Genomic DNA, 20,104 nt, shown 5'->3' with positions numbered 1-20,104 from the left:
TTAAAGTAATGCAGTTAGAATATTTTTTGCTAGTGGCAGCAGCCTTGTTTTGTATAGGCATTTATGGTTTGATTACCAGCCGTAATGCGGTAAGAGTTTTGATGTCAATTGAATTGATGCTTAATGCCGTTAATCTAAATTTAGTGGGATTCTCTAACTATTTAGACCCTAGCAACATTAGAGGTCAGGTATTTTCAGTATTTGTCATTACGGTAGCAGCCGCAGAAGCTGCTGTTGGTTTGGCAATTGTGCTGGCTATTTATCGCAACCGTGATACTATCGACATGGAACAATTTAATTTGTTGAAATGGTAGTTTAAGCTTTTTCTTGTAACGGATTACTCCGCCACGTCCGACAAAGCGCGTGCTTCTAGATGTGGAACTAAGTTCCACCTAGCCCACGCTCATAAACGCCAGGGGAAACCCCTGGCGATACGTACTCCTAAACGGACGAAGCCTGTCTTAGACCTCTGTAAGGGACAAAAAAGAGATGACAAACTTGCAAAAGTAAACAGGAAAAGGGTTTGATTAAAAGTAACTACACTAAAATCGAACCCTATGAATCAGATTAACTTACTTCGACAAGCTCTCTTTGCCTCATTTAGGATGGCATGGGGCAAGACTAAATTTCCTCGCTTTGTTCGGCGTTGCTCTGCTGAGAGTAAAAACCATTAATCTAACTGAGCTAGCAACAGGTTTTCGTAGTAAGGCACAAACAGACTCTAGCTATAAGCGTTTACAAAGATTCTTTCGCAATTTCGCTCTAGATTATGCTGTGATTGCCAAAACAATAATCGGTATTATGAACATACCCCAACCTTGGATTCTCAGCACAGACAGAACTGAGTGGTCATTTGGAAAAACTAGATTTAATATTTTGATGCTGGGGGTGGTTCGTGAAGGCGTGGCATATCCAGTAGTTTGGAAAATGTTGGATAAAAAAGGCAACTCTAACAGCGATGAACGGATGGATTTACTCGACAAATTTTATCAAATATTTCCTCATGCTCAAGTAGCTTATTTAACTGGCGAGCGCGAATTTGTAGGCAAGCAATGGTTGACTTATCTCCTAATTGAACCGACTATTGCTTTTCGATTGAGAATCCGAAAAAGCGATTCAGCGCGTTGCGGGTTTGTAACCCGTTATAGCGACTGAATCAAGAAGCGATCGCCTTTGTGATGGAAACAAACAATTGAGAGCCTCAATTATCTTTGCCAACTTAAAACCAGGTCAGAGTCAAGTTCTATCTGGTCGTAAATGGTTTTGGGGACGTTCTGTTTATGTTTCTGCTCTACGTCTAGACGATGGTGAGTTACTGATTATTGTCTCTCCAGATTCTTCCTCAACAGCTATCTCTGACTATGGAAAACGATGGGGAATTGAAACTTTATTTGGAATGTTTAAAACTAGAGGATTTTGTCTTGAATCTACTCATTTTACAGATTCAAAGCGATTGAGTAAGCTCGTCGCTTTGATGTCTCTCGCTTTATGTTGGGCGATTAAAACAGGTGAATGGTTACATCAACATCAACCAATAAAAGTAAAAAAACATGGAAGATTGGCTAAGAGCATTTTTCGTTACGGTTTGGATTACTTACGGTCAATTGTTACTGATTTAGATTTAAAACAATCTGAATTTCTTCAATCCTTAAAGTTTTTGTCCTGTACTTAGGTCTTAGACATAGAATAAAGTTAGAATGAATTGAAGTGCTATTAATTTTTTATGGAAGCCTGTTTTTGAAAAATAGTTTTTCCGTTAAATTGATTAGGGGCGCGTGGCTCAGTGGATAGAGCAACAGGTTCCGGTCCTGTAGGTCGGGTGTTCGAGTCACCCCGCGCTCATACTGTATAAAGCTTATAACATAAGGGTTTTGAATGGTATTATCATTACTGCAACTCTTTCTCTTTGTAAAGCTGATACTAATCTGCTTTACTATCTAATACCAAATAAAAAATAGAATACGACACATCTTGTCAGGGCGAACAACCCTTCGGGTTTAGTAGTCGCTTTTGGTAGTGTAGTCAAAGTGTCGATAAACTATAGATAGATATGTAAAAGTAGTTGCTCCCTAAAATATTAATTAAGGATGTTGGTTGAATGACGGTTTGAATGGCGGTGAGTTGTCCTAGTGGTAAATCTACGGATGTGGTAAGAAATGGAAAAACAGGTCAAGCAAAGCAACTCTATCTTCGCCAAAATCAAGAATGTCTTCGTGGCACTTTTATAGCTGATTATACGAATCATGGCTATAAACCTGAAGTGAAACAAAAGATTATTGAAATGGCAGTTAATGGCAGTGAAATTAGAAATACTGCAAGAGTCCTTTCAATTAGTACTCACACATTGATGAAAGAGCTGAAAAAAGCGGTGCGACCCCGCTGACTTTTAATCAGCAAGACAAAGAGCTTCTTGCCGAGATGCCTCGCCCTCGTCAGTCGCAGAAGACGGGGGGAACCCCCCTTCGGGTTCGTGCCTTTGCTCAAGTCGGGGAACCCGACGGGGCTTATAAATCCTGCGAGTAAGGCTTTAGCCGCAACTGACCCACAGGAACAGCCCCTCCCCAACGCGCTGACTCGCAACGGCTACATGCGGCTCACGCCTTTGTTGAAGCGATGGCTCATGGGAGGAAGGCGTGAGCCGCACCTGACCCCCACCGCGAGAGTGGAATAGCGGTGAGAAAGGGGTACCCCCCGCATCTGCCCCTAAAGGGTTCAACAGTTTGCTCAACCTTCTAAAACTAAATGATATTGCTTATTTTCTGTTTTCTCATCAGGTACTAAAGCAACGAAGCGATTTAAATCGATAATTTTGCCAGTCGGTAATTCTATAGTTTTATAGTTTTATTCATGGTGAAGTACGAAGTATGAGGTATGAAGGAAGAAGTTTAATTTGATACTTTACTAATTGTTGTAACTAACAATCTTTGAATTTCGTCTGAATCTTTTAAAACGGATTCTATATAATTGCTTTTTGTTAATTCTACTCTTAGGGAAATAATTAATTGAGTGTTTAATTCTCTTGCAGAACCCAGAGCTATTCGTAAAAATCTTAAATATTCTTTTTGGTTTTGTCTTCCATATCCCTCGGCGATATTGCGAGTCAGCGCGGTGGGTCGAGAACCCCTAAAGGTTTCAGCAGTCGCTCTTTGTACGGCGCGTTTTGGGGTGAGGAAATGCTTCAAGCTCTGGAGAGCTTCGACTTCCCTTTGGGAAGGCGGCGGACGAAGCGTCCGCGGAAGCATATTCCACTCACCCGTTGTATGAAGATTCACACACGGCGCGTTTTGCGAGACAGTTGCGTTGCGGTGAAGCAGTTCGTTGCGAAGCAAAGCGTTGCGGAGGTTCCCTCCGAGTAGCGCTATTGCTGAGGGTGGCGGGGTTCCCCCGCTGCAGGCTGCAAAGCAGCGCACGTTGGAACGTGCCGACTTTCCTCCCGTTAGGCGAGGCTCTCCAGAGCCTGTCGCTAGACGCGACTTGGGCGGTACCCCGCCCTGCGAAACTGCTGAACCCTTGGGGTTCCCCCCGTTGCGAGAAAAAACGCTTCGTCCGCATCTGAGTCCGTTGCGCGGCTTCCCCGCGTTGAAGGAACTGTCGAGGTTGGGTGGGAAGCTACCTGCGGACAAGTCCTTGGTCACAGGAAAGCCGCCTTAAAAAAGCCGCATGACCGAAACCAACACCGCGAGAGTGGAATAGCGGTGAGAAAGAGGTACCCCCCCCAACGGCTTTTCGCGCTTGTCCGCATCTAAGGCTTTAGTCGCTTAGATGCGATTGACGAGGGTGCTAGCAATAGAAACAGAACTTCTTCGGATTTGACTGGTCATTCCATATATTTCGCTTTTAGGAAAATACTCAGTTAACTTGTAACAACGTACCGATAAGTCAACTGCTTTTTTCCAAATAAACTGCTCTTTGTAGATCATGCCTCATACTTCAGTTAATAAATCCCGATCGCAATTTGAATTGCCCTTTGAATACGGGCGAATGAGCTAGGGGTCATTTCGCCATGAGGTCTACGTTCGAGATAGCGTTTCTTTATATTGGTCATAACATCGCACATCGCTACCGATTTAGCATTTAGCCCCCCTTCTGCTTGGTCAATTAAGACACGGCTAGGATTAGCTGCATCAGAAGTATCGCTAGAGAAAGAGACAACCAAGACAGTAAAACTATATTGATTGCGGATATCTATCGAAACCACTACCACAGGACGTTTCTTTATATCCCCAAACTGTTTTAGAGTCTTGGATAAATAAACCTGTCGCTGACGGGGGAAATCTTCACTACTCATATTTTATTTAGATTCATCCCAAGGAAATTCTTCCCAAGCAGCGATCGCTTGTTCTTGCGTTTCCTCTACCCACTCTTTTTCAAATTCAATATCAGCCTGGGAACGGTTTTGATAGAAATTTCTCAACTGTTCTTCGATTTGTTGTTTGCGCAATACCTTCGGTTGAATCATTTGTCGGGCGTAAATATTTTCGACAACGTTGATTTATTTCAGTTGAGTAGGCTACTACCCATCGGTAAATAGTCGTCTGCTCAATTGACAATCCTCTTTCTGCTATCATCTCTGACGAGGGTGCAATAACTTAAGGGATGACCGAGATACCATCTGAGGCAGAGTAAAATAATCTCTCCTTGAAAGTGATGCCATTTGAATGGTTTCTCTGAGTTCGTCTAATTTGGTAGTAAATTAAAGTTTAATTATACTACAACTTTCTTCCAAGTTTTTGCAACACTACCGACCAAATTCTGTTTATATACTTGTGGTTAGCCAAAAGCAAAATTAACAGGATTTTGATCGTAACGATGTCTAACGGGAATGAGTTCTGGCTGGCGATCGCCTACTAAGGCAGCAGTATCTTCTAATGCCGAGCGCAGTCTTTTGGCAGCGTAGATAGACATATCTCTAGGGACATTGATTCTATCTCTTAGGTATCTTAAAGCTACATCCGAGCCTAAAGGTGGAGTGCAGGTTTTCCCTGTCATCATGTTGGTTAAAGCACACCGCAGAGCCTCATCAAACAGGCGATCGTCAGCAGGATTGACTTTGATAATATTATGGCGATGTTTGATTACTCGTTGCAAAGCCTCAGCCCTTGAGGTTTCAGGTTCAGGGTAAGTCACATCAGGTAGTCCAAACCAAGAACCACGGTCTACTTTTTCTTGGTTAAGCAGAGTTTGAGATTCACAGTTAGCATAACATCCTCCCATCTGTGGCGGTAGGTCATGAACATGGGTATGAAAATCACTTTGCGTACCACGGTAGGTAGTTCGGCTTTCCATTGCCTCAAACCACGCAGACATACGCGAATTTTCATCTCTGATTGAATAGCCTTTATAGTAGTAAAGACTAGCATTCATTCTTTCTACATAAGGAGTAAAAATTACGTCGGCGGTACTAAACTCTGCTAAAAAGTATGGAGATGGAGTGTTAGCTATAGCTTCTTCTACTAGACCAATTGCTTCAATAAATTGTTGACGGCTATTTTTTTCTTGTCCAGGAAATATGGCTCGCTGACATAGCCAACTACACCAAGCTCTAAATAATAATCTTTCCAAACGTCTTAACGGCAAAACCTTTGGATCTTGCATACCCAAATACAAAACCCCAAAAGCTTGTTCTAGAGCAATTAGAATATCATCGCTTTCGGTAATTATTTGTCCGTCTAGTTCAAGAGCAGGTAACATTCCCGATGGTACTTGCTGCTTATACCAGCTTTCTTTTTTGCCATAACAAAACATAGTTATCTTTTTGATACGGTAAGGTATGCGCTTTTCTTCTAGCCACAGCCAAATCTTTTGGCAGTAAGGACACCAAGCATGATTATCCCGATATAAAGTGACGCGAATATCCGCTTCTGTCTGACAAAATAGACGCAGGGTAGCTTGAGAATTAGTCAAGCCGTTGACCGTATCTAGCTTGAAATCTGTAAGTTCTGATAGTTGTTGCCAAGTAAGGGGTGTAGTGGTCATAAAAATATCTAGCCAGGATCAGTTTGGTTTCAGGACTATTTCATTCTGAATCGAATGTACCGAAAAATCTCAAGTCCGTTTAAACGGATTTTGTTTGTTAGAGAAGCGTGAGAATGAAATAGCTCTAGTTTGGATTATAAAAGCCATCAGCATTATGCTTTCAGGCTTTTTATTCTATCTCTAATTATCCATCAAAAATGAACCCTTACAAAATCCAACAGAAAAAGTATTAATAGACTATTTTTAGTAGTCCGAATGTTACTCTTGAAACTTGTTTAAACTAGATTCCGAGTTATTGCTAATGATTGCACTATTAAACTTTATTAGAAGATACTGGATATCTACCACACTTTTTATTCTGACAATCATAACTGTTTTATCTCTTCGTCCACTATCCCAACTGCCTGCTGTACCAGGTAGTGATAAGATTCACCATTTTATTGCTTATGGGGTGTTAATGTTGCCTACGGCGTTGAGGAAACCCAAATATTGGCTGATGATTGGCGTTTTTTTCGTTTGTTGGAGTGGCGTTATTGAGTTGTTGCAACCATATGTCAACCGCTACTGTGAATTTAAAGATTTAGTAGCTAATGTTATAGGTTTAATTTCTGGTTTGCTAGTAGCCAAGCTGATAAAATGGCTTTTGCCTAATAGCTTAGATTCAAAATGAATTTTTTATAGCTGCAAAAATACGATATAGCAATACATATTTCAGTTAGGACACTTATTACCTATTACCTAAGAACGGTTAACTAGGCTTGTCTATTATTTAACTTTGTACGGCTATATCTCCTATCTCAATTACCTTTCCCGCTTCAGTTGCAGGTAGCCTAGTATTAATTGCTAAACGAAAAAAATGATTAAAATGCGATCGCTCTGCCCATTCAGGTAAAGTTTTTTTCCTTTGATCGATAAAGGTCTTTTGAAATTTTGGATATGATTTTCCCGTTTCGGGATCGCGGGTAATAACAACACAGCGTTGACAGGGATTTACGCCCATAAACTCTACATTACCGACTTTAAACTTAACCGTTTGTTCTGGGGTGGTAAACAGTCTATCTTCCCAAAAAGCAGGTACACCAGCAATTTCAATGTTGGCGCGAAAGCGACGACGAATATCTTCTGTATTTAGTTCAGGATACCAAGAGGCGATCGCTTCTAAGGTTGCAGTACTAACTATAGTTGCCCCAGGAGAAACTGTATCATCGGGAAACCCCATGCTTAAATTCTGCTTTATTTTGACAGGAAAAGCAAAGTACTTTTCTAGCCAGCTACAAACCGCCTCTGGTTCTTGTTGTAAATTAAAAGTTACTGTTTGTGTTCCCCGTATTCGTAACGATAAGACATTAGTTGCTAAATCGAATTCTGAACGTAAGGCGTGAATTTTCTGGTTACGTTTGCCGTTGACAAAATTGTCATTTTGATCGAATATTGCCCATGTGCGATCGCCTTTTAAAGCTCCAGACTTCAAAACAGTAACGTGATCGACCGCTACAGAATCTAAAGATTTAATTGGGTAAATAAATAATCTAGCGACGTAGGGATTCACAGAAGACAAAACTTTTAAACAACTACTCGAAATACCATTTTATATCTAAACCCTTTAACCTTAACTTCACTCTAGCCTTATCTCATAGCTTTTTACTTTGTAAATTGAATGAGTCGGCTGAAAGATTTTGAGTCATGGGAATGATAGAAACCTTCGGTGAAGGCTGACTTGGCGACTTAGGATTTAACTGGAGTAAAACCCAGTTAATTAGCCCAGATAAAAAAGGTAAGGCAAAACAAATAATTAAAGCGATCGCAATCCAGCGAAAAATGGCAGGTCTTTTATTTCCCTGGGTAGGATAACCACAGCTAAGACATATTTCTGTTTCGGCTGCGTTGAGCGTACCACAAACTTTACAAGGTTCTAGAGACATTTTTAAGGGATGAAGAATAAGGAAGCACTAGTTATTAAAGCCACGTTAAAGTAATAGCCAAGTTTACATATACTATTTAAGAGTTAGCAAATTTTTATAATAGTAATAGTAGTTTAATTCAGGAGTAACCCAGTTGTGGAGTCACGATACAACGCAGCCGAAATAGAACAGAAGTGGCAACACCAATGGCAAGAATCGGCAATTGACAAAACCCCTGAGCGCAATGAGCAACCTAAATTTTATGCTCTTTCTATGTTTCCCTATCCTTCGGGAAACTTACATATGGGTCATGTCCGTAACTATGTAATTACTGATGTGATTGCTCGTCTTAAGAGAATGCAGGGTTATCGAGTGCTGCATCCTATGGGTTGGGATGCCTTTGGTTTACCTGCCGAAAATGCAGCCATCGATCGCGGTATTCCGCCTGCAAAATGGACATTGCAAAACATTGCTCAAATGCGCGAACAGCTAAAGCAACTAGGGCTTTCAATTGACTGGGATCGAGAAGTTGCAACTTGTTGTCCTGACTATTATCGATGGACACAATGGCTGTTTCTTCAGTTTCTTGATGGGGGATTGGCTTATCAAAAAGAGGCTGCCGTTAACTGGGATCCTATCGATCAAACTGTGCTTGCTAACGAACAGGTAGATAATGAAGGGCGTTCTTGGCGTTCTGGAGCAATAGTCGAACGTAAACTGCTCAAGCAATGGTTTTTTAAGATCACTGACTACGCTGAAAAATTGTTGCAAGATTTAGATCAGCTAGAAGGTTGGCCAGAAAGAGTCAAAACTATGCAAGCCAACTGGATTGGTAAGTCTGTCGGAGCTTATTTAGAATTTCCTATCGTTGGTCGTGACGACAAAATTGCTGTATTTACTACTCGCCCAGATACAGTTTATGGCGTAACTTATTTAGTTCTTGCGCCCGAACATCCTTTAACTCCTGAAGTGACTACGACCGAACAGAAAGAGGCAGTAGAAGCGTTTATCGAAGAGATTAAACAGCAAAGTGAAATTGAAAGAACAGCAGAGGATAAACCAAAAAGAGGCATTCTAACGGGAGGAAGTGCAATCAATCCTTTTAATGAACAAGAAGTGCCAATTTTAATCGCTGACTATGTTCTCTATGAATATGGTACAGGGGCAGTGATGGGTGTTCCTGCTCACGATGTGAGGGATTTTAAATTTGCCACTGAGAAGAGTTTACCAATTAAAACTGTAGTTGTTCCTAAAGATACCGACGTAGAGGCAATTAGCCAATCGCCCTTACCTGAAGCATATACTGAACCTGGCATCATAGTTAATTCGGGGCAGTTTGATGGTATGCCATCTATTGAAGGGAAAACCAAAATTATTGAATATGCAGAACAACAGGGTTACGGTAAAGCCAGAGTGCAATATCGTCTGCGGGATTGGTTGATTTCTCGCCAAAGATATTGGGGTTGTCCCATACCAGTTATTCATTGCGAAGTCTGTGGTACTGTACCTGTGCCTGATAGCGATCTTCCTGTTGAATTACCTGAATCTGTTGAATTGTCGGGGCGTGGTGGTTCTCCTTTGGCTCAGTTGGATAGCTGGATTAATGTAAATTGTCCTTGTTGTGGTCAACCTGCAAAACGGGAAACGGACACCATGGATACTTTTATTGATTCTTCCTGGTACTTCCTCCGCTATAGTGATGCCAATAATTCAAACACAGCGTTTGCTCAAGATAAGGTTAATGATTGGCTGCCTGTGGATCAATATGTAGGCGGTATTGAACACGCAATTTTGCACCTACTTTATTCTCGCTTCTTTACAAAGGTATTGCGAGACAGGGGTTTACTTAATTTTGATGAGCCGTTTAAACGCTTGCTCACTCAGGGAATGGTGCAGGGATTAACTTACAAAAATCCTCAGACTAATAAGTATATTCCCTCAGCAAATATCGATCCCAACAATCCTCAAGATCCAGAGACAGGAGATAAGCTAGAGCCTTTCTTTGAAAAGATGTCTAAATCTAAATATAACGGTGTAGCACCAGAAGATGTGATTGCCCAATATGGTGTAGATACGGCGCGGATGTTTGCTCTATTTAAAGCTCCACCAGAGAAAGATTTAGAATGGGATGAGGCTGATGTTGAAGGGCAATTTCGCTTTTTAAATCGGGTTTGGTCTTTGGTGACTAGCTATGATTCTGGCAGCGTTACTGAGATATCGGCAGAACTAACTCAAACCGAAAAAGACTTACGCCGAGCTATTCATACTGCCATCAAAGAGATTTCTGAAGATTTAACTGGAGATTACCAGTTTAATACAGCGGTTTCGGAGTTGATGAAGTTGAGCAATGCTTTGAAAGATGCCAAATGCAATACTTCTCCAGTTTATCAAGAGGGAATTGAAACCTTAGTTCTCTTGCTTGCTCCTTTTGCGCCTCATATCGCCGAGGAATTATGGAGTCACTTAGGTAATATTGAATCTGTCCACAAGCAACAGTGGCGCGAGGTAGATTCTTCTGCTTTAGAAGTAGATGAAATTACTTTGGTGGTGCAGATTATGGGTAAAACTCGCGGTACAATTCAAGTGCCTGCTGGCTCTGATAAAGTAGCCCTAGAAAAATATGCCACAGAATCAGAGATTGCCCAGCGTTATATAGAAGGAAAAGAAATTAGAAAAGTAATTGTTGTACCTAACAAGCTGGTTAATTTTGTAGTAGCGAAATAGGTCGACTATGGCGATATGGGTGGTTAGGCACTGCGATCGCATTTTCAGTGATTTCAATGTAAATTATTCCAACGTCGCAAACCACTCTCTAATTCCTTGAGCAAGGGTTATGGCTAATTTTTGCTGTTCTTTACTGTTTGTAATCCATTCAAATTCTTCAGGGTTGATCATAAAACCCAACTCCAATAAAATTGAGGGTGCAGTATAAGGACGAGTCAGGGCGAGGTTATTCCAAAAAGTGCCATAGTCAGGACGATTTAAGTTAGTAACCAGATAATTTTGTAAAAACATTGCAGGAGCATGAGCTTGGGTGTTGTACCAATAGCTACTTATTCCTTTTGTTTTCTCGGCATCTCCACCATCTGGCAGAGCATTGTAGTGAATCGAAAGAGCTAAATCGGGTTTTATTTTATCAATCATCGCTACTCTTTCTTCGAGAGAAACGTCAATATCTTTATTCCTAGTCACATAAACCGTGGCACCTAATTTGGTTAGCTCTTGCTCTACTAATTTAGACGTTAGTAAGTTAACATCTTTTTCAGGATAGCCTGTTGGACCTTTTGAACCAGATTCTTTACCTCCGTGTCCAGGATCCAAAAGTATTTTGATATTGTCTAATCTTTCTGAATTGGTTTTAATGGCTTTACCTGTAGTCCGACCATCTTCAGACAACATTGAGCCAGCAATAGGTAATAGTGATGCTATAGGAGAGTGACGTATCGAGAATATTAAGCTTGACCCTTTATAACGCAAGTCATAACCCCACTGCTGTTGCGTATGAAGTACAAAAGTATAATCAAGCTGAGTAGGGGATACTTGTTGCCAGTCAAGACGTTTAATTATGGGGTCAGCATTTAGACGAATAGTATCAGTTTGGGCAGTAGTATTGTGCAAGGTCAGAGTAATACTATCTTCTTTTTGTTTAACCTCCACTGGCACAGGCACTTGCAAAGGAAAAACAATTTCAGTTGCCGAATTTACTTGTCTAGAAGTAATGCCTCGAATCAAAGATAGAGGCGGTATATTACCCAACACGGTCTTTGTTTCCGACTCTTCAATCCAGCCACCATAATCTAACCGAAACCATTCTCCTTCTTTGCCTGTTACTCTGGCTCTTGTTCCTTTGGGTAGAGGAGTTAAACGAGAATAATCACTGCTCGCCCCTGTCCTGGCAACTCCCTCATCGGCAATAACTTCCACTACTTTAATGTCTTGAGGAGAAAGAATTGTAATTTCTCCTTTACCTTGGCGAATTACCTGCTTATTATTTTGTTCTAATTCAAAAATGGGCTTACCATAATTAAACGGATAATCCAACGTAGTGCATCCTGCATATTTACCAATATTTAGACTTTGTTCAGGTTCATTTGCTTCTGTTAATACCGCAGAATTTAGTGGCAACTCAACAGAATTTACTTGAGGTAAAAGCATAATCTTACTATTACCTAGCCGTACCGACACATTAGCATCTGGGGTCGCAACTGCACTAAAACAGATTGGTTCATCGACTAAACGAGCAATATCTACTCCTGGTAATAAAGAATCATTTTCAAAAGCTAATCCTAAGGGGATTTTTGGTTGGCTACTAATACGGGTAACTTTTATTTTTATTTCGCGATCGCGATCGCGAATTTTGAAAATGTTTTCTCCCATTTTCAGAGGCAGAGTAGGAGCAAAATGTCCTGCATTACTACGATTTTTAACTAGTTTATCGTTAATGAAAACTCGATCCTGCGGAGGTGCTGTACCAATAAAAAACATTTTCTCGGCGACAGTTTGATGTTCTAGTGGTGGATAAACAATGAATAGAGACGATGGCGATTTCACCTGGGCAGAGGAAGGGGTAGCCAATAGACCACCTACCAGCAGAACAATAGTCATAGCTGCCAGACCAAGAAATTGTTTCATTTGTTTACCACCTAGCTATTAGATTATTTCCATCCTGAGCGATCCATAATCTTAACAGCAGCAGCATTATTTTTGCCGTATGCAGCAACATTAGTAGTATCGTCCTTAAACTCGCCAAAGCTTTTTACTACTTCCCTGAGCGGTGTTCCTTGTACTACAGGATACTCATTATTTTTCACTGCAAAAAATTCTTGAGCTTCGGGGCTAGCAAGATATTCGAGAAAGGCGATCGCATTTTCTCTGTCGGAAGCATTTTTTAATAATCCTGCACCACTAATATTGACATGAGTTCCTCGATTCTCTTGATTAGGAAATATCACGCCAATTTTTGCAAATATTTCTGGCTTATCTTCATATCTAGCTAAATAGTAAGTATTGGCAAGAGTAACATCTCCGAGTCCCGCAGCTACCGCCTCAATATTACCTGTGTCAGTACTCTGGGGAGGACGAGCAAAATTAGCTACTAACCCTTTGATCCATTCTGAAGTTGCTTCCTCTCCTTTTGCTTCAATCATTCCAGCAACTAAAGACTGATTATAAATATTACTTGAAGAACGCATTAAAATTTTGCCTTTCCATTTAGGATCGGCTAAATCTTCATAAGTAGCTAAATCCGTAGGTTTTACTTTATCCTTGTTATACATAATTACCCGCGCCCGTTTACTGAAAGCAAACCAAAGATTATTAGGATCTCGTAAATTAGCAGGAATTTTTTCATTCAAGAGTTCTGAATTTACTGGAGCAAAAACACCAGCTTGTTCAGCACGCCATAACCTTCCTCCATCAACGGTCATCAAAATGTCTGCGGGACTATTTGCACCTTCGCTTTTGATCCTTTCAATCAGTTCATCATCTTTACCTTCAATTAGGTTGACTTTGATACCCGTCTTCTTAGTAAAACCGTCATATAGCTGATCGTCGGTATTGTAGTGACGGGCAGAGTAAATATTTACTTGTCCAGCTTGTTTTGGCGTTTCTTCTGTTTTGGTTTCACTTTGAGGCTGTTCTGGCTGAGTTTGGCTACAGGCAACAACTATGGCTGCTGTACTAGCACCCAAAAAAAAACGCCGAGAAAACCTATTTATTTGATTATTCATACAAATTTATAAAGCTATTTTTTTAGAAAAGAGAATATTTTCAGATTTCCAATCATACAGCTTTTGCTATCAATTCTCAATAAGCTTTCAATAAATGTTCGACAAGCAGTACAAAAAGAAGCTAGATACTAACTAATCTTTTGCAAAGGAAAACCAAGACTTTCTCTCTGTTCTAAGTACAGTTGGGCGACTTGCCTAGCCATATTGCGAATTCTACCTATATAGCGAGTTCTTTCGGTAACGGCGATCACTCCTCTAGCATCTAATAAATTAAAGCTATGAGAACATTTAAGAACGTAGTCTAAACTAGGAATAACTAAACCTCGCTCAATTAATTGTTTAGCTTCTTGCTCATAAAGATTAAATAAACTGAACAGTAGGTCAGGGTCAGAGGCTTCAAAGTTGTAAGTACACTGCTCTATTTCGGCCTGTAAGAAAATGTCTCCGTAGCTCAGGAGATCGTTCCATCTAATTTTGGTGATAGCATCCACATCTTGTAGATACATAGCTAATCTCTCAAGACCATAAGTAATTTCAATTGAAACAGGACGGCAATCAATCCCTCCACATTGCTGAAAATAAGTAAACTGAGTCACTTCCATGCCATCTAACCAGACTTCCCAGCCTACACCCCAAGCACCCAGAGTGGGAGATTCCCAATTATCTTCTACAAAACGAACATCATGATTTTCTAGATGAATTCCTAAAGCTTGGAGTGATTCCAAATAAATGTCCTGAATGTTATCTGGAGATGGCTTAATTAAAACTTGGTACTGATAAAAATGTTGAACTCGATTGGGATTTTCACCATAACGTCCATCAGTGGGACGACGACAAGGTTCTGTATATGCCACAGACCAAGGTTCTGGACCGATTGCCCGTAGAAAAGTTTGAGGACTCATTGTCCCTGCTCCTTTTTCCGTGTCATAAGGCTGGACAATAACACAACCGCGATCGCTCCAAAAACCGTTCAATGTAGCAATAATTTCTTGAAAGGACAAAGACATAAGAAAAATACTTTTTATTTATCTGCCCAAACACCATAGCATGACAGTCTTTGAGAAGATAGACAGAAATGATTTCAAAAAAAGTTCTCAAAAGGGGTTGACTTATAGAGTGAGATTACCTATATTGGTAAATGCGCGGTTGAAAGGCAAACGCCTGAAGACAACGCCCAGAACCTAGACAAAGCAATAGTTTGACAGTTTTAAAAACACCAAGTTTTTTGGATTAAAAACATTAAATTCCATCCCCAAATTTAGTGACTTCGAGATATACATCTTAGAAGTCAATTATTAAGGATAAACAAAGATAAAGAGCAGAAAATCAAGTTAACTCTTGATGAATGAATGTTCATCATGGAGAGTTTGATCCTGGCTCAGGATGAACGCTGGCGGTATGCCTAACACATGCAAGTCGAACGGAGTACTTCGGTACTTAGTGGCGGACGGGTGAGTAACGCGTGAGAATCTGCCTTCTGGATGGGGACAACAGTGAGAAATCGCTGCTAAAACCCAATATGCCGCAAGGTGAAATATTTATAGCCAGAAGAGGAGCTCGCGTCCGATTAGTTAGTTGGTGGGGTAAAAGCCTACCAAGGCAGCGATCGGTAGCTGGTCTGAGAGGATGAGCAGCCACACTGGGACTGAGACACGGCCCAGACTCCTACGGGAGGCAGCAGTGGGGAATTTTCCGCAATGGGCGAAAGCCTGACGGAGCAATACCGCGTGAGGGAGGAAGGCTCTTGGGTTGTAAACCTCTTTTATTAAGGAAGAAGAAAGTGACGGTACTTAAAGAATAAGCATCGGCTAACTCCGTGCCAGCAGCCGCGGTAATACGGAGGATGCAAGCGTTATCCGGAATCATTGGGCGTAAAGCGTCCGCAGGTGGCGATTCAAGTCTGCTGTTAAAGACAGAAGCTCAACTTCTGATAGGCAGTGGAAACTGGATAGCTAGAGTATGGTAGGGGTTGAGGGAATTCCCAGTGTAGCGGTGAAATGCGTAGATATTGGGAAGAACACCAGTGGCGAAGGCGCTCAACTGGGCCATAACTGACACTCAGGGACGAAAGCTAGGGTAGCGAAAGGGATTAGATACCCCTGTAGTCCTAGCTGTAAACGATGAACACTAGGCGTTGCTTGTATCGACCCGAGCAGTGCCGTAGCCAACGCGTTAAGTGTTCCGCCTGGGGAGTACGCACGCAAGTGTGAAACTCAAAGGAATTGACGGGGGCCCGCACAAGCGGTGGAGTATGTGGTTTAATTCGATGCAACGCGAAGAACCTTACCAGGACTTGACATGTCGAGAAGTTCGCTTCATAGCGAATGTACCTTCGGGGACTCGAACACAGGTGGTGCATGGCTGTCGTCAGCTCGTGTCGTGAGATGTTGGGTTAAGTCCCGCAACGAGCGCAACCCTCGTTCTTAGTTGCCAGCATTAAGTTGGGCACTTTAGGAAGACTGCCGGTGACAAACCGGAGGAAGGTGGGGATGACGTCAAGTCAGCATGCCCCTTACGTTCTGGGCTACACACGTACTACAATGGTTGGGACAAAGGGCAGCAAACTTGCAAAAGTAAGCGAATCTCATCAAACCCAGCCTCAGTTCAGATTGCAGGCTGCAACTCGCCTGCATGAAGGAGGAATCGCTAGTAATCGCAGGTCAGCATACTGCGGTGAATTCGTTCCCGGGCCTTGTACACACCGCCCGTCACACCATGGAAGTTGGCCACGCCCGAAGTCATTACCCTAACCTGTTTACAGGAGGGGGATGCCGAAGGCAGGGCTGGTGACTAGGGTGAAGTCGTAACAAGGTAGCCGTACCGGAAGGTGTGGCTGGATCACCTCCTTAAAGGGAGACCTAACCGTGAGTCGAAGACAAACAATTATGTCTCGTACATCACAGGTCAAACCAAGGTCGGTCTAAGAAACAACAAATTGGTGAATTAAGCAACTGTCAAACTAATTGTGTTCTGGTTTCAACTCAGTCAAATGAGTCTAACCAAGATGCGGGCTATTAGCTCAGGTGGTTAGAGCGCACCCCTGATAAGGGTGAGGTCCCTGGTTCAAGTCCAGGATGGCCCACCACTCTTACAATGTTCAATGAACAAGAGAAATGGGGGTATAGCTCAGTTGGTAGAGCGCCTGCTTTGCAAGCAGGATGTCAGCGGTTCGAGTCCGCTTATCTCCACCAAAAGACCAAAGAAATAAAAGCCATAAAAAAATAAAGAGAATAAATTCAGCACTGTCATGGCTACCAAGCAAAAAGGTAGAATGAGGATGCTGGAGTTTTAAACTCTAGCAAGCGAACCTTGAAAACTGCATAATATCTAGAATTAGTAAATGAACCCGATTATCGAGAGATAGGAAGGAAAGTTTACTGGTGATAGAGCCAATAAAAGAACTAAGTAACAATTTAGGTCATAAAAACTAAGGCGATAGTGTAAGAACTATCAAAAATTAGTCCAAGTAGGGACGAGACCCTGCGTCGCCGCAAGGCGAAAAGGAATGCTCGTCAATAAAACCTATTGAGCGAAGAACAAACAGAGTGTTGGAAGTAAGTACTTAGGTACAAACAACCAACAGTCAAAAAGGTCAAGCTACAAAGGGCTAACGGTGGATACCTAGGTACACAAAGGCGAAGAAGGACGTGGTGACCGACGAAATGCCTCGGGGAGTTGGAAACAAGCATTGATCCGAGGGTGTCCGAATGGGGCAACCCAAATGAACGACCTGCTGAATATATAGGCAGGAGCGAGCGAACTCAGCGAACTGAAACATCTTAGTAGCTGAAGGAAGAGAAAGCAAAAGCGATTTCCCTAGTAGCGGCGAGCGAAGCGGAAACAGCCCAAACCATCGACTAAGGTTGGTGGGGTTGTGGGACAGTCACAACGGATTATGAAAGATAGACGAAGCAGTTGAAAGCTGCACCAGAGGGGGTGAAAGTCCTGTAGTCGAAATTGGAAGTAACCAGACTGAATCCCGAGTAGCACGGAGCCCGTGGAATTCCGTGTGAATCAACGAGGACCACCTCGTAAGGCTAAATACTCCTGTGTAACCGATAGAGAACAGTACCGCGAGGGAAAGGTGAAAAGAACCCCGGCGAGGGGAGTGAAATAGAATATGAAACCGTTAGCCTACAAGCAATTAGAGCACGATTGAACGTGTGATAGTGTGCCTGTTGAAGAATGAGCCGGCGACTTACAGGTTGTGGCAGGTTAAGGGGTAATACCCGAAGCCAAAGTGAAAGCGAGCCTGAATTAGGGCAAAGTGATGTCACAATTTGTAGACCCGAACCCGGGTGATCTAACCATGTCCAGGATGAAGCTTGGGTAAAGCTAAGTGGAGGTCCGAACCGACTGGCGTTGAAAAGCCAGCGGATGAGGTGTGGTTAGGGGTGAAATGCCAATCGAACCCGGAGCTAGCTGGTTCTCCTCGAAATGCGTTTAGGCGCAGCGGTTAAAGAATTGATTGGGGGGTAAAGCACTGTTTCGCTGCGGGCTGCGAGAGCGGTACCAAAGTGAGACAAACTCAGAATACCCAATCAAATTTAGCCAGTGAGACGGTGGGGGATAAGCTTCATCGTCGAAAGGGAAACAGCCCAGACCACCAGCTAAGGTCCCCAAGTACACACTAAGTGAGAAAGGAGGTGGGAGTGCATAGACAACCAGGAGGTTTGCTTAGAAGCAGCAACCCTTGAAAGAGTGCGTAATAGCTCACTGGTCTAGCGCTCCTGCGCCGAAAATGAACGGGGCTAAGTGTGTCACCGAAGCTGTGGACTTGCATTTATGTAAGTGGTAGAGGAGCGTTCTGTATAGGGAGAAGCATTAGCGGCAAGCAGATGTGGACAGTACAGAAGTGAGAATGTCGGCTTAAGTAGCGAAAATATATGTGAGAATCATATACCCCGAAAGCCCAAGGGTTTCTTCGGAAGGCTCGTCCGCGAAGAGTTAGTCGGGACCTAAGGCGAGGCCGAAAGGCGTAGTCGATGGACACAAGGTGAATATTCCTTGACTATTATATGGGAGTTTAGATAGGGACGCATGAAAAATAACCACGCCCTGAATGGATTGGGAGTTTTCTACGGAGAACGTGTGGTAAAGCTAGTGCCAAGAAAAGCTATCTAAACGTTGAAGATATAGTACCCGTACCCGAAACCGACACAGGTGGGCAGGTAGAGAATACTAAGGGGCGCGAGATAACTCTCTCTAAGGAACTCGGCAAAATGACCCCGTAACTTCGGGAGAAGGGGTGCCATCGAGAGGTGGTTGCAATAAAGAGGCCCAGGCGACTGTTTACCAAAAACATAGGTCTCTGCTAACTCGAAAGAGGATGTATAGGGGCTGACGCCTGCCCAGTGCTGGAAGGTTAAGGAAGTTGGTCAGCCTCTTAGGAGGTAAAGCTAACGACTGAAGCCCCAGTGAACGGCGGCCGTAACTATAACGGTCCTAAGGTAGCGAAATTCCTTGTCGGGTAAGTTCCGACCCGCACGAAAGGCGTAACGATCTGGGCGCTGTCTCGGAGAGAGGCTCGGCGAAATAGGAATGTCTGTGAAGATACGGACTACCTACACTTGGACAGAAAGACCCTATGAAGCTTTACTATAGCCTGGAATTGGGTTCGGGCTTCCCTTGCGCAGAATAGGTGGGAGACGTTGAGAGCAGTCTTGTGGGATTGCTGGAGTCGAAATGTGAGATACCACTCTAGGGAGGCTAGAATTCTAACTTGCTCCCGTAATCCGGGAGAAGAACAGTTTCAGGTGGGTAGTTTGACTGGGGCGGTCGCCTCCAAAAAAGTAACGGAGGCGCACAAAGGTTCCCTCAGGCTGGATGGAAATCAGCCCAAGAGTGCAAAGGCAGAAGGGAGCTTGACTGCGAGAGAGACAACTCAAGCAGGATGGAAACATGGTCTTAGTGATCCGACGGTGCTGCGTGGAAAGGCCGTCGCTCAACGGATAAAAGTTACTCTAGGGATAACAGGCTGATCTCCCCCAAGAGTTCACATCGACGGGGAGGTTTGGCACCTCGATGTCGGCTCATCGCAACCTGGGGCTGAAGTAGGTCCCAAGGGTTGGGCTGTTCGCCCATTAAAGCGGTACGTGAGCTGGGTTCAGAACGTCGTGAGACAGTTCGGTCCATATCCGGTGTAGGCGCAAGAGTATTGAGAGGAGTCTTCCTTAGTACGAGAGGACCGGGAAGAACGCACCGCTGGTGTACCAGTTATCGTGCCAACGGTAAACGCTGGGTAGCCAAGTGCGGAGAGGATAACCGCTGAAAGCATCTAAGTGGGAAGCCCACCTCAAGATGAGTACTCTCATGGCAATAGCCAGTAAGGTCACGGGAAGAACACCCGTTGATAGGCGCTAGGTGGAAGAGCAGCAATGTTTGTAGCCAAGGCGTGCTAACAGACCGAGGGCTTGACCTTAATTCAAGCAAAAAAACAGCTAAAAGACTTGTCTAGTTTACTTAGTATTTTGGCTCAACTCACACAATTCTAGATTT

13 protein-coding genes, 3 tRNA genes, 2 rRNA genes and 2 pseudogenes are annotated in these 20,104 nt (G+C 42.9%); 10 read left to right on the top strand and 10 right to left on the bottom strand.

The window, feature by feature from the left end; all coding sequences use genetic code 11:
* Nucleotides 1-8 precede the first annotated feature (8 nt).
* The 4 genes and pseudogenes from nuoK to SLP02_RS24645 all read left to right on the top strand — a co-directional run bounded on the left by nuoK (nt 9) and on the right by SLP02_RS24645 (nt 2,383).
* Nucleotides 9-314 carry an NADH-quinone oxidoreductase subunit NuoK gene (gene nuoK / locus SLP02_RS24660; protein ID WP_319423367.1) on the top strand — a complete coding sequence of 102 codons (306 nt, stop codon included), beginning with the start codon at nt 9-11 and terminating at the stop codon, nt 312-314.
* Between the two features lie 243 nt (nt 315-557).
* Nucleotides 558-1,672, top strand: a pseudogene (locus tag SLP02_RS24655) (IS4 family transposase).
* Between the two features lie 97 nt (nt 1,673-1,769).
* A tRNA-Arg gene (locus SLP02_RS24650) sits at nt 1,770-1,842 on the top strand.
* Nucleotides 1,843-2,146: 304 nt separating this feature from the next.
* Nucleotides 2,147-2,383: an IS1-like element transposase gene (locus SLP02_RS24645; RefSeq protein WP_319423366.1), complete on the top strand. Its 237-nt coding sequence runs from the start codon at nt 2,147-2,149 to the stop codon at nt 2,381-2,383.
* Between the two features lie 502 nt (nt 2,384-2,885).
* On the opposite strand, the gene SLP02_RS24640 is transcribed toward SLP02_RS24645, so the two are convergent.
* From SLP02_RS24640 to SLP02_RS24625, 5 genes and pseudogenes are all read right to left on the bottom strand, one after another.
* Complete coding sequence (locus SLP02_RS24640; protein ID WP_319423365.1) at nt 2,886-3,272, bottom strand: four helix bundle protein; 387 nt, start codon at nt 3,270-3,272, stop codon at nt 2,886-2,888.
* A 501-nt stretch (nt 3,273-3,773) separates the two neighbouring features.
* Nucleotides 3,774-3,920: pseudogene (locus SLP02_RS26890) on the bottom strand (four helix bundle protein); the annotation flags it as partial.
* A gap of 14 nt (nt 3,921-3,934) precedes the next feature.
* Nucleotides 3,935-4,288 (bottom strand): type II toxin-antitoxin system PemK/MazF family toxin, encoded by a 354-nt coding sequence (locus SLP02_RS24635; protein ID WP_319423364.1) that lies wholly within the window; start codon nt 4,286-4,288, stop codon nt 3,935-3,937.
* Nucleotides 4,289-4,291: 3 nt separating this feature from the next.
* Nucleotides 4,292-4,459, bottom strand: a complete 168-nt coding sequence (locus tag SLP02_RS24630) for a hypothetical protein (protein WP_319423363.1) — start codon at nt 4,457-4,459, stop codon at nt 4,292-4,294.
* A 311-nt stretch (nt 4,460-4,770) separates the two neighbouring features.
* Nucleotides 4,771-5,976, bottom strand: coding sequence for a glutathione S-transferase family protein (locus SLP02_RS24625; RefSeq protein ID WP_319423362.1), 1,206 nt, complete (start codon nt 5,974-5,976; stop codon nt 4,771-4,773).
* Between the two features lie 301 nt (nt 5,977-6,277).
* Here SLP02_RS24625 and SLP02_RS24620 point away from each other — a divergent pair, with 301 nt between their 5' ends.
* Nucleotides 6,278-6,646: a VanZ family protein gene (locus tag SLP02_RS24620; RefSeq protein ID WP_319423361.1), complete on the top strand. Its 369-nt coding sequence runs from the start codon at nt 6,278-6,280 to the stop codon at nt 6,644-6,646.
* A 99-nt stretch (nt 6,647-6,745) separates the two neighbouring features.
* On the opposite strand, the gene SLP02_RS24615 is transcribed toward SLP02_RS24620, so the two are convergent.
* Complete coding sequence (locus SLP02_RS24615) at nt 6,746-7,534, bottom strand: MOSC domain-containing protein (RefSeq protein ID WP_413467287.1); 789 nt, start codon at nt 7,532-7,534, stop codon at nt 6,746-6,748.
* Nucleotides 7,535-7,607: 73 nt separating this feature from the next.
* Complete coding sequence (locus tag SLP02_RS24610; protein WP_319423360.1) at nt 7,608-7,898, bottom strand: hypothetical protein; 291 nt, start codon at nt 7,896-7,898, stop codon at nt 7,608-7,610.
* 135 nt (nt 7,899-8,033) lie between these two features.
* On the opposite strand from SLP02_RS24610, the gene leuS reads away from it, so the two are divergent.
* Complete coding sequence (leuS, locus tag SLP02_RS24605; protein WP_319423359.1) at nt 8,034-10,601, top strand: leucine--tRNA ligase; 2,568 nt, start codon at nt 8,034-8,036, stop codon at nt 10,599-10,601.
* Between the two features lie 63 nt (nt 10,602-10,664).
* On the opposite strand, the gene SLP02_RS24600 is transcribed toward leuS, so the two are convergent.
* The 3 genes from SLP02_RS24600 to glyQ all read right to left on the bottom strand — a co-directional run bounded on the left by SLP02_RS24600 (nt 10,665) and on the right by glyQ (nt 14,613).
* A complete protein-coding gene (locus SLP02_RS24600) occupies nt 10,665-12,509 on the bottom strand; it encodes an N-acetylmuramoyl-L-alanine amidase (protein WP_319423358.1) in 1,845 nt (614 codons plus the stop codon).
* A 23-nt stretch (nt 12,510-12,532) separates the two neighbouring features.
* Nucleotides 12,533-13,606, bottom strand: coding sequence for a Fe(3+) ABC transporter substrate-binding protein (locus SLP02_RS24595; protein ID WP_319423357.1), 1,074 nt, complete (start codon nt 13,604-13,606; stop codon nt 12,533-12,535).
* Between the two features lie 128 nt (nt 13,607-13,734).
* Nucleotides 13,735-14,613: a glycine--tRNA ligase subunit alpha gene (glyQ, locus tag SLP02_RS24590; RefSeq protein WP_319423356.1), complete on the bottom strand. Its 879-nt coding sequence runs from the start codon at nt 14,611-14,613 to the stop codon at nt 13,735-13,737.
* A gap of 348 nt (nt 14,614-14,961) precedes the next feature.
* Here glyQ and SLP02_RS24585 point away from each other — a divergent pair.
* The 4 genes from SLP02_RS24585 (at nt 14,962) to SLP02_RS24570 (ending at nt 20,027) form a co-directional block, all read left to right on the top strand.
* Nucleotides 14,962-16,455, top strand: a 16S ribosomal RNA gene (locus tag SLP02_RS24585).
* 159 nt (nt 16,456-16,614) lie between these two features.
* Nucleotides 16,615-16,691, top strand: a tRNA-Ile gene (locus SLP02_RS24580).
* Between the two features lie 30 nt (nt 16,692-16,721).
* A tRNA-Ala gene (locus SLP02_RS24575) sits at nt 16,722-16,797 on the top strand.
* A gap of 399 nt (nt 16,798-17,196) precedes the next feature.
* Nucleotides 17,197-20,027: ribosomal RNA gene (locus SLP02_RS24570) — 23S ribosomal RNA — on the top strand.
* Together the 16S and 23S rRNA genes with 2 tRNA genes alongside form the textbook arrangement of a ribosomal RNA operon.
* Nucleotides 20,028-20,104 lie beyond the last annotated feature (77 nt).

Source organism: Pleurocapsa sp. FMAR1 (assembly GCF_963665995.1).
In the GTDB taxonomy this organism is placed as follows: Bacteria; Cyanobacteriota; Cyanobacteriia; order Cyanobacteriales; family Xenococcaceae; genus Waterburya.
This window is presented reverse-complemented; position numbering and strand designations above follow the sequence as displayed.